The 13,726-nt window shown below is 62.4% G+C and carries 7 protein-coding genes; 4 read left to right on the top strand and 3 right to left on the bottom strand.

Annotated elements, in window-relative coordinates; translation table 11 throughout:
- Positions 1 to 22 precede the first annotated feature (22 nt).
- From JAO77_RS10325 to JAO77_RS10315, 3 genes are all read right to left on the bottom strand, one after another.
- Entirely contained in the window at positions 23 to 1,051 is a 1,029-nt protein-coding gene (locus JAO77_RS10325; RefSeq protein ID WP_370550042.1) for a M28 family peptidase, read from the bottom strand.
- Between the two features lie 51 nt (positions 1,052 to 1,102).
- Complete coding sequence (cysS, locus tag JAO77_RS10320; RefSeq protein WP_198990262.1) at positions 1,103 to 2,635, bottom strand: cysteine--tRNA ligase; 1,533 nt, start codon at positions 2,633 to 2,635, stop codon at positions 1,103 to 1,105.
- A 178-nt stretch (positions 2,636 to 2,813) separates the two neighbouring features.
- Positions 2,814 to 4,004: an endonuclease/exonuclease/phosphatase family protein gene (locus JAO77_RS10315; RefSeq protein WP_502213807.1), complete on the bottom strand. Its 1,191-nt coding sequence runs from the start codon at positions 4,002 to 4,004 to the stop codon at positions 2,814 to 2,816.
- A 147-nt stretch (positions 4,005 to 4,151) separates the two neighbouring features.
- Here JAO77_RS10315 and JAO77_RS10310 point away from each other — a divergent pair, with 147 nt between their 5' ends.
- From JAO77_RS10310 to JAO77_RS10295, 4 genes are all read left to right on the top strand, one after another.
- Positions 4,152 to 8,267, top strand: coding sequence for a DUF7948 domain-containing protein (locus JAO77_RS10310; protein WP_198990260.1), 4,116 nt, complete (start codon positions 4,152 to 4,154; stop codon positions 8,265 to 8,267).
- A 423-nt stretch (positions 8,268 to 8,690) separates the two neighbouring features.
- A complete protein-coding gene (locus tag JAO77_RS10305) occupies positions 8,691 to 10,064 on the top strand; it encodes a flippase (protein WP_370550039.1) in 1,374 nt (457 codons plus the stop codon).
- A 2-nt stretch (positions 10,065 to 10,066) separates the two neighbouring features.
- Positions 10,067 to 10,975 carry a glycosyltransferase family 2 protein gene (locus tag JAO77_RS10300; protein ID WP_198990259.1) on the top strand — a complete coding sequence of 303 codons (909 nt, stop codon included), beginning with the start codon at positions 10,067 to 10,069 and terminating at the stop codon, positions 10,973 to 10,975.
- 241 nt (positions 10,976 to 11,216) lie between these two features.
- Positions 11,217 to 13,547 (top strand): sensor histidine kinase, encoded by a 2,331-nt coding sequence (locus JAO77_RS10295; RefSeq protein WP_198990258.1) that lies wholly within the window; start codon positions 11,217 to 11,219, stop codon positions 13,545 to 13,547.
- The last annotated feature ends 179 nt before the right edge of the window (positions 13,548 to 13,726 follow it).

The raw sequence follows: 13,726 nt of genomic DNA, 5'->3' as shown, positions 1-13,726 counted from the left end.
TTTTTAGTTGGTTTAGGACAAGCTACTCGTTATAAATAACTTGCAACACCGTTTGTCCCACTGCCTTCATCGTTTTGCGGTCGATGATGCTCATATTGTCGGCCGTGGTGTGGTGGTATGCCGGAAAATATTCTTCGCCGTAGGCGGGGTGGTCGTAGATATCCACCGTCGGGATGCCAGCCTGGTTGATATACACGTGGTCGTCGGTGATGGCGCCCGTGTCCTTGAAGAGGAAATAGTCGGAGTAGCCAATCTTGGCGGCCGTGTTCCAGATTTTATCAACCACGCTGCGAGCTTTTTCCAGCGACGTGCCTTCGCGAGTGAAGTGGCCATCTTTGGCGCCCACCATGTCGAGCAAGATGCCGTACTCAGCCTTGTAGTTGGGCGGCACCATGTTTTTGGCCCAGTACTGCGAGCCTAGGCACCAGCCATCGCCATTGTCTTCGAGCATATTTTTCTGGCCTTCGATGGCGCCGGCCTCGTAGCCCCAGTCCTCGGCATCGACCAGAATAACATCTACGCCCACGTTGGGCGCTAGCTTTTCGGGCTGCTGGCTGAGAGTGCGCACCATTTCCAGGGCCACAGCTACGGCGCTGGCGCCATCGCTGGCGCCGTCCATCGGCAGCTTGCGCTTGGCCTTGTCCTGCTCGGCATCGGCGAAGGGCCGGGTGTCCCAGTGGGCAAAAATGGCCACCCGCCGCGCCGCCTGCGGCTGGTACTGGGCAATGATGTTGCGGCCCTTTATCTGCGTACCATCGAAGGTCATGGCCGTAAATGGCTGCTCGCGCACCGCCAGACCAAACTGCTTGAGCTTAGCCACCAAGTAATTGCCGCAGGCCACGTGCGCAGCTGTGTTGGGCACGCGGGGGCCAAACGCTACCTGCTTGGCCGTGAAGGCGTAGGCCGAATCAGCATTAAAGGCCGGGGCCTTAGGTGTGGCGTCGGCGTGCTCGGGCTGGCTAGCGGTTTCGGCCGGCTTTTCGGAAGGGCAGGCGGTGAGCAGAACAGTGGCAGCGCCGAGGAGCGCGAGCCGGGGCAGAAGGTTTTTCACGCGGGGTCTAACAGAATGAGAAGCAAGGTAGTTCGGGGAGCTCGGCGCAGACTATTCTTCGCTATAGGCCCACTCCACGCCGGTTTTAGTGTCTTTAATAACGATACCCTGGCTCTTGAGGGCCGCCCGAATCTGGTCTACCTTGTCGTAGGCTTTGGCTTCCTTGGCTTCCTGGTAGAAACCTAGGGTGAGGCCCAGCAGGTCTTCGGTGTTTGCGCGGGGCTCATCGCGCAGACCTAGCACGTCTTGCACCAGCGTGCGGTAGGCAGCAGCGGCCTCACGCAGGGCGGCGGGGCCTACCTCGGCTAGCGCAGCCGGGTTGGTAGCCAAGGTATTGAATCGCTTGAGCAGGTCGAATACCGCCGCTACGGCGCGGGGCGTGTTCAGGTCGTCGTCGAGGAAGGCGAAGGGCTTGGCTGCCAGGTTCAGCAGCTGCTGAGCTGGGCTAGGCGGGCCGGGCTTAGCGGGCGTCTCCTCTGCTTTCACTTCCTCGCCGCTCACTTCGCCTAGGTCGCCCGTTAGCTTATCAAGCAGGCGCAAGCCATTCAAAAGCTTGCGGTAGCCTTTGCGAGCGGCTTGCAGGGCATCGTCGCTGAGGTCGATGGGCGAACGGTAATGCGCTTGCAGGAAGAAGAAGCGCAACGTCATGGGCGAGTACGACTGCGACAAGGCGCTCGTCTGGCCGCTGAACATCTGAGGCAGGGTAATAAAGTTGCCCAGCGACTTGCTCATCTTGGCGCCGTTTACGGTCAGCATGTTGTTGTGCAGCCAGAACCGGGCGCCGGGGCTGGGCGTGTGCGAGCCCTCGTTTTGCGCAATCTCGCACTCGTGGTGCGGGAACATGAGGTCGAGCCCACCGCCGTGGATGTCAAACTCGGCGCCTAGGTACTTGCGGCTCATGGCCGAACACTCGAGGTGCCAGCCCGGAAACCCTTCGCCCCAGGGCGAGGGCCAGCGCATAATGTGCTGCGGCGAAGCCTTTTTCCAGAGCGCAAAGTCGGCAGGCGAGCGTTTTTCTTCCTGCCCGGCCAGTTCGGTGCGGGTACCGGCCAGCAGCTCCTCCACCACGCGGCCCGACAGGCGGCCGTACTGCCCGCCTTCGGCGTTGTACTTGGGCACGTCGAAATACACCGAGCCGTTAGCCTCATAGGCTAGGCCGCGCTCCAAGATTTCGGCGGTCAGGGCAATTTGCTCGGTGATGTGGCCGCTGGCTTGGGGCTCGATATCGGGCGGCAAGCACCCTAGGGAGGCCATAGCTTGGCGGTAGCTATTAGTGTAGTGCTGAGCCACCTGCATAGGCTCTAACTTCTTGGCTTTGGCTGCTTTTTCCAGTTTATCCTCGCCAGTGTCGGCGTCGCTCTCGAGGTGCCCTACGTCGGTGATGTTGCGCACGTAGCGCACCTGGTAGCCTAGGTGGCGCAAGTAGCGCGTGAGCACGTCGAACACGATGGGCCCACGGGCGTTGCCCAGGTGGGCATCGTTGTACACGGTGGGTCCGCAGAGGTAGAGGCCCACCTGCGGCGGGTGCAGCGGCTCGAAGGTTTCCTTTTGGCGGGTAAGCGTATTATAGAGCGTCAGCGGCATGACAAGTTAGTAACAATGAGCAAGTAGCAAAGCGCCCTTGCTTTCGGCGGTCGGGAAAGAACCAGCAAGTAACTGGCAAAACCAAGTAGTACCCAACGCCGAACGAGCAGCAAAGTTCAGGATGATTTAACAAGTAGCGTGGTCTTTCGGCCCATAAGTTGGGGCGCAAGTACCTCGCCTACTTGCTCGCGGACTGCAAGTCCGCCTTAGTTGCCAGCTGATACAGCCCCTCAACGGGGAAATGGTCGGCATACGGAATCTCGGAATGAATACGACAGTCCAGCACCCGCCACTGCGGGCCGGCAAACTGCTGGTCGATGCGCAGCAATGGCGGCAGGCGCCCGTGGTAGGTGTTGCCGGGCCCAAAGCCAACGGTGGCCCAGGCGTTTTGCAACTCACTGGCTAGCTGCGAGTAGGCGTAGGAATACGGCAGGTCGTTGAGGTCGCCGGCCAGCAGCACTGGGTAGGGCGAGCGGCGCACGTGGGCCAGCAGCGTATCGGCCTGCCAAGCGCGGGCCGCCGCGCCGCGCACAAAGCGACCTAGGAGGCTGCGGCCCTTGCTTTTGAAGCCCGCCCGCGACGAACCCGCTGCCACGATGTCGCCTTCGTCGAGGCTCATGCTCTGCAAGTGCGTATTAAAAATGCGCACCGTGTCGCCGCGGGCGGGCCCTACTACATCGACCCACATGGCGTGGTTCTGGGTAAGGCGGCCAAATGAAATCTCGCCCCGGCCCACAATGGGCAGCCGCGAAAAAATGGCCAGCCCAAACTCGGCCCCGATACTATTGGTGAGGGTTTTGGACACGAACACATGCCGGCCACTGCCCGCGCCCAGGCGCTCGCCCACCTGAAACAGCTTGCCATCGGCGGAGGGAGCACCGGGCGGCTCCTGGTAGTACTCCTGCAGGCACAGCACATCGGCCGGGCTGGTCGCCAGCCACTTAATGGCCTTGGCCGGCGCGGCCGGGTCTAGCCGCCGCAGCTGTGGGTACACGTTGAAAATGCGCACGTTGTAGGACAGCAAGCGCAGGGTTGGTGCCTGATACTCAGTGCTGAGTGCGTGAGAGCTGTGCCGAGCCTCTTTGGCCAATTCAGCTTGTGCCGCACTACCTAGGTGCAGTGGCAGGCCGCGCTGCACCTGCGGCCACGCCAGTACCAGCGCGGCCAGTGGCAGCAGCGCCACGCGCCAGCTTCGGCGCAGCCAGTAGAGCACTAGTAGCGCCACCAGCATCAGCCACAGCGGCACCGTGAGGGCCAGCAGTGGCGCCAGCGACCAGCTGCTGGCAGGTATTCGCTCGCCAAGTAGCACGCTTAGGGCCAAGCCCATGAGCACTACCCAAGTAAAACGATAACGAAATAAGCGGCGCACCAACGCAATCAGGCCGCCAGCCGAGTAGCCACCGGGCCGGCAAAATTACGCCCCGCCCCGGCGGCGGTGCTAACTTAATTTTCAGATGGTGGTGAGGCGTGGGCGGGACTGGTGTAGTTTTACCAGTGGTTTGGCTAGTTGATTTTTATGCAAAAAATTCTTTACTTTCTCTCCTGTATTCTGCTACTCGCAGGCCGCCTGGCGGCCCAAGCTACGCCCCCGGCCGACGGGCGCACGCTGCAGTTTGTTCCGAACCAGGGCCAGTGGCCAGCGGCGGTGCGCTACTCCAGCGCAGTGCCGGGCGGCCACCTCTACCTAGAGCCCACCGGGCTGCACTACGTGCTGCTGGAGAGCATTCGGCACCCGCACGAGCACGATGGCCGCGCTACCAAGGCCGCCGGGCAGCGCTCGGCCGCGGCCGCGCCGCACCTGCCGGCCGCCGAAAGCCCCCTGCGCGGCCACCAGCTGCGCGTGCGCTTTGTGGGTGCCGACGTGGCCACGCCGCTAGTGCCGGCCGAGGCCACGGGCGAGGTGTATAACTACCTGCAGGGTAACGACCCGGCCCACTGGGCCAAGGGCGTGCCCAGCTACCGGCAGGTGCGCTATCAGGCGCCATGGCCGGGCATCGGGGCGCGGTTTTATGAAAACAAGCAGCAGCACCTAGAATACGATTTTGAACTGGCGGCCGGCGCCAACCCGGCGCTGGTGAAGCTGCAGTACCAAGGCGCCAGCAGCCTGCGCCTAGGTGCCGATGGCCGCCTGCACGTGGGCACTACCGTGGGCAACCTTACCGAACTGGCGCCGCAGGCCTACCAAACCGACCCCGCCACCGGGCAGCCGCAGCCCGTGGCCTGCCACTACCGCCTGAACCTGGCCGACTCCACGGTGACCTTCGCGCTGGGGCAGTACGACCGCAGCCGGCCACTCGTCATCGACCCCACGGTGCAGTTTTCGACTTATACCGGCGCGCTGAGCGACAACTGGGGCTTCACGGCGACCTATGACGCGGCGGGCAATATGTACTCGGGCGGCATCGTGCTTAATCAATTTGGCTCTTCGGTAACCAACTTTCCAACTACCGTTGGGGCGTTTCAAACCACGTTCGGTGGGGTTATCGACATTGCCATTATCAAGTACAACACCTCGGTAAACGGGGCGGCCTCGCGGGTGTGGGCCACCTACCTAGGCGGCAACTCGCACGACTACCCGAGCAGCCTAGTGGTGAACAGCCAAAACGAGTTGGTAATGCTGGGCACTACGTCTTCGACAAACTACCCCGTCAGCCGCGATGCCTTGCAGCGTAGCTTTAACGGTGGCACGTCGGCTGACCCGTTTGGCGATGCGGTAGGCGATGACTTTTACCTCATCTCGCGCGGCACCGACATCGTGGTTACCCGCCTCACCAGCAGCGGCGGCCTGGCGGCCTCGACTTACCTAGGGGGCAGCGGCACCGATGGCTTGGTACCTTACAACAAGACTTTAGGGGTACGCCAGCTGCCTCAGAACTACGGCGATGCCTTCCGGGGCGATGTCCTGACCGATGCGGCTGGCAATATATATGTAGCCTCTGTGACTAGCTCGACCAACTTTCCGGTGACGGCGGGCAGCTTTGGCGGCAGCAGCCGGGGCGGTAGCAGCGATGCCGTGGTACTGAAGCTGCCCGCCGCCCTCAACACCATGACCTGGGGCGGCTACCTAGGCGGCAACGCGGCCGATGCCGCCTACTCGCTGCAACTCGATGCCAACAGCAACGTGTACGTGACCGGTGGCACGCTCAGCCCCAACTTCCCGGTGACCAGCGGCGCACTGCAAACCACGGCGCAGGGCAACGTCGATGGGTTTGTGGCACGCATTGCGGCCAACGGGGCCAGCATTCAACGCGCTACCTACCTAGGCACTAGCAATTACGACCAATCTTATTTCTTACAGCTCGGGGCCGATGGCGGAGTATACCTGCTGGGCCAAACAATGGGCGCCTGGCCCGTGACGGCGGGCGCGTACAGCAACACTGGCAGCCGGCAGTTTATTCAAAAGCTCAACGCCGACCTCGACCAGCGCCTGCTGAGCACAGTGTTTGGCAGCGGCCGCAACACTATTGACATCTCCCCTACCGCATTCTTAGTAGACCAGTGCGACCGGGTGTACGTGTGCGGCTGGGGCGGCAACAACAACCTAGGGGTGTACAGCTCTGGTACGTTCAACTTTAACGGCTACACGCACGGCCTGCCCGTGACGCCCAACGCGGTGCGCGGCACGCCCGATACGCCGGGCGCAGGTTCCGACTTTTACTTAGCCCAGTTTGCGCCTGGCCTCACCCGCTTGCTGTACGGCACTTACTACGGCAACGCGGGCACCAACTCTACTGGCGACCACGTAGACGGCGGCACGTCGCGCTTCGACCCGCGCGGGGTAGCTTACTCGGCGGTGTGCTCGTGCGCCAACTCTTCTGCTTTTCCGGTGCCGGCTGGCGCCTACACCTACTCTACTACCAACAACAGTTCGAACTGCAACAACGCGGCGTTCAAGCTGAACTTCGAGCCGCAGTCGGCCACCGTGGGCCTCGACCAAACGGTGTGCGCCAATGCCGCGGCCGTGGCCCTGACGGGCACGCCCAGCGGCGGCGTCTGGACGGGCACCGGCGTCACGGGCTCCGTAACCGGGGGCTACGTGTTTACGCCCAGCGCGGCACTCATTGGGGTGCAAACCCTGACGTATACCTTGGCGGGGGTTATTCCGGTGTGCACAGCTACGGGCCAGCAGCGCATCACGGTGGCACCGGTGGGGCCCGCGGTGCTTAGCGCGCTGCCGCAGGCAGCCTACTGCTTGCAGCCAGGCAGCACTATCGCTCCTATCACGCTGGTGGGCAGCCCGGCGGGCGGCGTGTTCAGCGGGCCGGGTGTTACGGGCAATCAGTTTTCGCCCGCGGCGGCTGGGCCAGGCCAGCACACGCTTACTTATACTATCAGCGGGGGCACGCCTTGCGCCAGCGCCGCCACCCGCGTGGTAGCGGTGGTGCAGGCCACGGCCGGCGCGGCGCTCACGGTATGCGCCAGCAGCGGGGCCGTGGCCCTCACCAGCGGGCAGCCGGTGGGCGGCGCCTGGTCGGGCGCGGGCGTAAGCGGCTCGGCTACGGGTGGCTACTTCTTCACCCCCACCGCCGCCATGAGTGGCACTACTCAAACCCTGACGTACAGTGTACCGGCGCCCGATGGCTCGTGCGCTGCCACTACTACCCAGGCCATCGCGGTGCTGGCCCGGCCCCAGGTGAGCGTGCCAAACCTACCGGCCATGTGCGTGGGCAGCAGCGCGGTAGCGCTCACGATGGGTCAGCCCGCGGGGGGCACCTGGTCGGGGCCTGGCGTAAGCGGCTCGGTCATGAGCGGCTATTTCTTCACACCTAGCGCCAGCTTCCTAGGTACCCAAACGTTGACTTACAGCGTAGTTTCGACGTTCGGCTGCACGGGCCAGGCCACGCTGACGGTGGAGGTATCGCCGGCCGCCGTGCGGGTAGTTATGCCCGCCGATACGGCGCTGTGCCCCGGCAGTATCCGCGCGATTCAGTTGCACGCCCTGCCGGCGGGGGGCGTCTGGAGCGGGCCGGGCGTCACGGCCAGCGGCCTGTTTACGCCGCCAGCCACGTCAGGCACCGTGGCTATGGTTTACACCATGGGCGGCAACACGCCCTGCGCCACCTCGGCTACGCGGCGCATTACGCTGCTGGCGGCACCTACGCTGGCCCCAGCCGAGCAGCCGCTGGTGTGCCGCTCCGATTCGTCGCGGGCCAGCACGCTGGCGCCGGCCGTGGCGCCCTACACGGTGCGCTTCAGCCAGCCCGTCGCCACCCTGCTGGCCGATGCCGTCATGACCTGGGATTTTGGCGATGGCAGCGCGCCGGCCACCGGCCTCAGCGTCACGCACACGTACACGAAGGCCGGTAGCTTTCAGCCCACGGCCACCTTGCGCTACAGCGGCAGCAGTTGCTCGGTGCAGGTATCGCTGGCGCCTATACAGGTGCAGGAAGAGCTAATACCCAACGTTTTCACGCCAAACGGTGACAAGCTGAACGACTTCTTCGAGCCCCGCCTAGGTGGCTGCCAACCCAGGCTGCAAGTATTTACGCGCTGGGGCCAGAAGGTGTACGAAAGCCCAGCTTACTTTAACAATTGGGATGGCCAGGGCCAAGCGGCCGGCATTTACTACTTTCTGCTCACCCCCACCGACGGCCGCGCCCCCATCAAAGGCTGGGTCGAGCTAATTCGATAAGAGCGACCAGCGGCTCAAAAACAGAAGCGGGCGGCTCCCTAGGGGCCGCCCGCTTCTGTTTTTGAGTTACGGCCTGCTCGCAGTGCCGCGCTTACGCAGGGCAGGCCATGTGCCGGCTGGGGGCGCATCGGTTAAAAATAATTGTTTTATTTCCTGTGCCCGCGCAAGATGTGGCGCCCCTCGTGTGACAGCCTGTGGCAAGTCTGTCAGCGTCCTGCGCTTGCCAAATGCCGTGCTAAGTCACTATTGGCGGGGGTTGCGCTGTTCAGCTTATTAATTATTTAATGGGCAAGGTGAACTACCTACTTGCGCAACTTCTCGTATAACGGGCCGGCAATAGCCAAAAAATATAAGTTATACTATCTTAAATCCCACCCACTACCCTATCTACTCTGCCGCTTCACACCCGATTTCTGCTGCCTAGTGAGCAACGACGTTACCATTGTAAAAAACGAGGCGGGCATAGCCAAACCCACCATGAAGCGCTTTGCCCTTAATGTGGCTTCGCTCTTCAGCGTTCAGATTGCCAATTTCTTACTGCCGCTGCTGACGGTGCCCTACGTGGTCCGCATCATCGGCCCCGATAAGCTCGGCCTGCTCAATTTTTCGCAGGCCTACGTCACGTATTTCAGCCTGCTCATCAACTATGGCTTCGACATGGCTGCCGTGCGCGCCATTGCCGCCAACCGGGAGGATAAAGAGGCGACCAACCGCATTGTGAGCCAAGTGCTGGCCGGCAAAACGCTCTTGTGGGGAATCTCGACGCTCATCTTTTTGGGCTTGTCGCTGGGCGCCCCCGAGTTTCGGGCGCACCTGTGGCTGCACGTGTGCACTTACTTGGTGTGCATCGGCACAGTGCTGTCGCCGCTGTGGCTGTACCAGGCTATGGAGGACCTAGGGCGGGTATCCATCTTCAACCTGGCCGTCAAGCTGTTGTTCTCCATGTCAGTGCTGCTGCTCATTCGCCACGCCGACGACTACATTTATCAGAACCTGGCCATCAGCGTGGCGCAGATACTGGTGAGCGCCATAGCCCTGGGCGTGGCCATCCGGCGCTTTGGCCTACACCTGCGCTGGCCAAGCTGGACCGAGCTGCGCGGCCGCTTCCGCGAAGACCGCACGCTGTTCTTCTCCAACGTCGCCATCACCATCTACGCCAGCTCCAACACCTTCATTCTGGGGCTGTTGAGCATGCCCTACAATGTGGGTATCTACGCTGCCGGCACCCGGCTTGAGAGCATGGCCGAGTCGTTTACCAGTCTAGCCCTCAACCAGGCATTTTTCCCCATTGTGGCCCAGGCCTTTGGGCAGGGGCGCGAGCAGGGGCTGCGCATGGTGCGGCAGGTATTCTTTCCGCTGGCGGCCTTGCTGACAGTGGTGGCCATTGGGCTGTGGCTGGTGGGGCCGCTGGTGCTGGGCATCTTGTACGGGGCCAAGTTTCAGGAGGCTGGCACGGTGCTGCGCGTGGTGGCGGTGCTGCCCCTGATAATCGGGCTGAGCAACTTGCTGGGTTTGCACACCATGCTCAACCTGCGCCTCGACCGGCCTTTCTTTTGGATTACGGTGGGTGGCTCTGTTATCGGTCTGGGCCTCAACTGGCTGCTGGTGCGGCCCTATGCACACCTAGGGGCCGCATATGCCCTAGTACTCACCGAGCTCTACATCACCGCCGCCATGTACTTCTACCTGCGGTGGCGCGGCATCGACCTGATGCAGCTTTCACACCTGCGCGAAGGCCTAGCGTTTGCCAAGGCCCGCATCCAAACCTTACGAAACCGCAAATCTAGCTCCTTATAACTATGGAAACTGTTGCTGCTGTGGTGGTTACTTACAACCGCCTCGCCGACCTTAAAAAGTGCCTCGACACGCTGCGCGAGCAAACCCGCCCGCTCGACACCATTTTCATCATCAACAACGGCAGCAACGATGGCACCGAGGAATGGCTGGCTACTCAGCCCGACCTGCGCGTGACTACCCAAGCTAACCTAGGTGGGGCGGGCGGCTTTGCCACGGGCATCGACACAGCCTATAAGGCAGGCTATACCTGGCTGTGGTGCATGGACGACGACTGCCTGGCCGCGCCCGACGCGCTGGCCAACCTGCTGAACTCGCCTAACCTAGGGCCCTGCATCAAGAACTCGATGTCGGTGAGCGTAAATAGCCGCGATGAGTTGGCCTTCTTCGTAGACCGCCCCAACGTGTCGTACCGCAAGGTGAGCGACATGCAGGGCCTCGACCTGATATATGGCGTGGCTTCGTTCTTCAATGGTACGCTGGTGCACTCGGGCGTGGTAAAGGCCATCGGCATTCCTGACAAAGAGCTCTTTATCTGGGGCGATGAGGTCGAGTACATGACCCGGGCCCAGAAAATGGGCTTTCCGGTGGTGACGGTGCCCAGCAGCGTGTTCTACCACCCGGCCTCGTTCGACCGCGACGGCATTCCGTGGCCGGCCGCCTGGAAGCAGTACTATGCCGTGCGCAACCAGCGCCGCGTGCTCCAAAACCAGTTTGGCAATACCCTAGGGCGCGTGCTTTTTGCCAGCTGGGCCACCAAGGCCACCTTGCAGCAAGCTATGTCGAAGCGCCAAAACCGCTTCTATAACTTTCTACTCTACGGCGAGGCCACGCTGGACAGTCTCACCAACAACTTCCGCAAGCGGCCTGATACCATCCGCACTCTGCAGCTGTACAAGCGCAACCACAAGTAGCCTAGCATACCGGCTGGTTATACCTAGGGTCTCTTTTAAGTATATAAACCGGTTGGGCCGCATGTAGCGAAGCCTGGCCGGTTTTTTACGTTGCTGGCCGAGGGGCTCGCGGCTATACGGTGGCGCCAATTTGGCCCCGACTGCTAATTTTAGCGCTGGCTTGCAGCAGTAGGGCTGCCTGCTTTGCTGCGTGCCGCCGGTGGCGCCCAGCGGCGGTGCTCGCTGTAGCTTATACTACCCCATGGAAGACGCCCCGCCCCTAGCTGCCCGCCCCGACACCTCTGCTCTCGCCTCTAGTGCTACGCTGGCCCAGACCCAGGCAGCACTAGCCGAGACCCAGGCCCAGCTGCAGGCGCTGCTGCTCGAAAACCAGGAGCTGCAAGCGGCCCGGCAGGAGCTAGCCGCCAGCGAGGCCCGCCTGAAAGCAGCCGAGGCCGTGGCAGGCATTGGCAGCTACGAGCTCGACCTGGTAAGCGGCGCCTTTCACTTTTCGGAGGGATTGTACCGGTTATTTGGCGAAGTGCCCTATTCTTTCCGGCCCTCGCTGGAGTGGCTCGACGCCCGCACAAATCCGCAGGACGTGGCCGCCGTGCGGCACACCCTAGACCAGGCTCTGGCCGACCGGCAGCCCTACCACTACAGCCGCCGCATTCGGCGGGCCGATGGGCAATGGCGCTTCACCGAGTCGCACGGCCAGGTAGTATGCAATGCAGCCGGGGTGCCCATTCGGCTGGAGGGCGTGGTAGAAGACAAAACCAAGGAGCACGAGGCCGCGCAGGAACTGTTTAAGGCCAAAGAGCGCCTGCGCATCACCCTAGACAGCACACTGTTTGTGGTGCAGGCCTTCGAGGCCGTGCGCGACGAGGCCGGGCACATCGTAGACTTCACCTGGGTGTTTGCTAATAAAGCCTGGACCGAACAATACGGTGAGCCGGTGGGCAAGCGCGTGCTGGAGGAGAACCCCGGCGTAGTGACTAGTGGACTATTTGAGAAATTTGTGCAGGTAACCCAAACTGGCGTGCCCATCGACCACGAGTGTTATTACTACCATGAGCAGTTCGATAGCTGGTTTCACCAAACGCTGGTGAAGATGGGCGACGGCTTCGTGATGCACACCGAGGACATCAGCGCCCGCAAGCAGGCCGAGCAGGCGCTGCAAACCAGCCGCGAGCTGCTGCGGGCCACCCTCGATAGCTCGCCCAATATGGTGCAGGTGTTTGAGGCCGTGCGCGATGCCCAGGGCGAAATAGTTGATTTTGCCTGGGTTCTGAACAACCGGGTTTCGGAAGAAAGCTACGGCGACGTTATTGGTCATCGCCTGCTGACGCACAACCCCGGCGTGGTAGAGGCCGGTATTTTTGATACATTTAAACAGGTAGTTGAAACCGGGCGCCCCAACCAGCAGGAGCGGCACTACACCGGCGAGCAGTTCGATGGGTGGTTTCATCAGTCCATTGTGAAGCTGCACGATGGCGTGGCCACGACCACGGTCGACATTACCGAGCGCAAGCAAGCCGAGCAGGAGCTGCTGCAAAACCTGCGGCTGCTAGAGCAGTCAGAGCAAGTGGCCGACCTAGGTAGCTGGGTATATGAGCTGGCCACCGGCGAGCTGCGCTGGTCGGCGGGTATGTACCGCCTCTTTGGCCTGGCGCCGGGCACGGCGCTGCAACCCACCATCTACCTCGACCACGCCGTGGCCGACGACCGGCCCGTGGCTGAACGCGTGGTGCAGGCCCTCACCACCGCCCCCGCCGACTTTGAGGAAACCCTGCGCCTGCGGGTGGGCCAGCAGGTGCGCACCCTGCGCCTTAAGGCCGTGCTGGTGCGCGACGCGGCAGGCCAGCCCCTGCACCTGCTGGGCGTTGACTTAGACATCAGCCGGGTACATAAGCTTGAGGCTGATAACCTGCGCCTGCGCCTGCGCCAGCAGCAAGCCTTGTTTGAGGCCGTGCAGGAGGCGCAGGAAGAAGAGCGCCGCCGCATCGCCGAAAGCCTGCACAACGGCATTGGGCAGCTGCTATACGCTACCAAGCTGCACCTCGACCGCCTGCCCAATACCCCCGAGCTGGCCCCGCGCCAGGAGGCCGCGCGCCTGCTGAGCGAGGCCATCCGGCAAACGCGCGAGCTTTCGCACGAGCTCACGCCAGCCCTGCTCGAAGAGTTTGGCCTGGAGGCCACGCTGCTTAGCATCGGCCGCTCCCTCAATACGCCCACCCTGCGCTGGCATTACCACATCGTTATCGGGGAGGAGCCGCCGCTGCCGGGCCTGCTGCAGCTGGCCGTGTACCGCATGGCGCAGGAGCTGGCCCAAAATGTACTGAAGCACGCCCACGCCACCGAAGCCACCCTCGAAGTAGAAGTACTGGCCTCCTGGATAGTGCTGCGGGTCGAAGACAATGGCCGCGGCTTTGACCCCACGCGCACCAGCGACGGGCTGGGCCTGCGCACCCTACGCAGCCGGGTAGCCTTGCTCGGGGGCGAGGTGCACGTAGCTAGCGCTCCAGGCCAGGGCGCCCAGTGCTTTATTCGCCTGCCTCTGCCATCGCCCCACACGCCGCCAGCCCGAGCATAGGCTTACACCCACCAGCGCCCAGAAAATCTGCTACGCACCAACTAGCCCACCATTGGCCGCTGGCCACACAGCCACTCTACCTAGGAAGAAGTACCTAGGTAGTTCTTAGCACAATTGGGTGTTTTCATTAAGTTAAATCAGCACTAACGCTCATTTGGAGTTGCCGGGCATTGCAGAAT

This window comes from Hymenobacter sp. BT559 (genome assembly GCF_016427535.1).
GTDB lineage: Bacteria > Bacteroidota > Bacteroidia > Cytophagales > Hymenobacteraceae > Hymenobacter.
The sequence above is the reverse complement of the archived record's forward strand: the minus strand, read 5'-3'. Positions and strand labels throughout refer to the sequence as shown.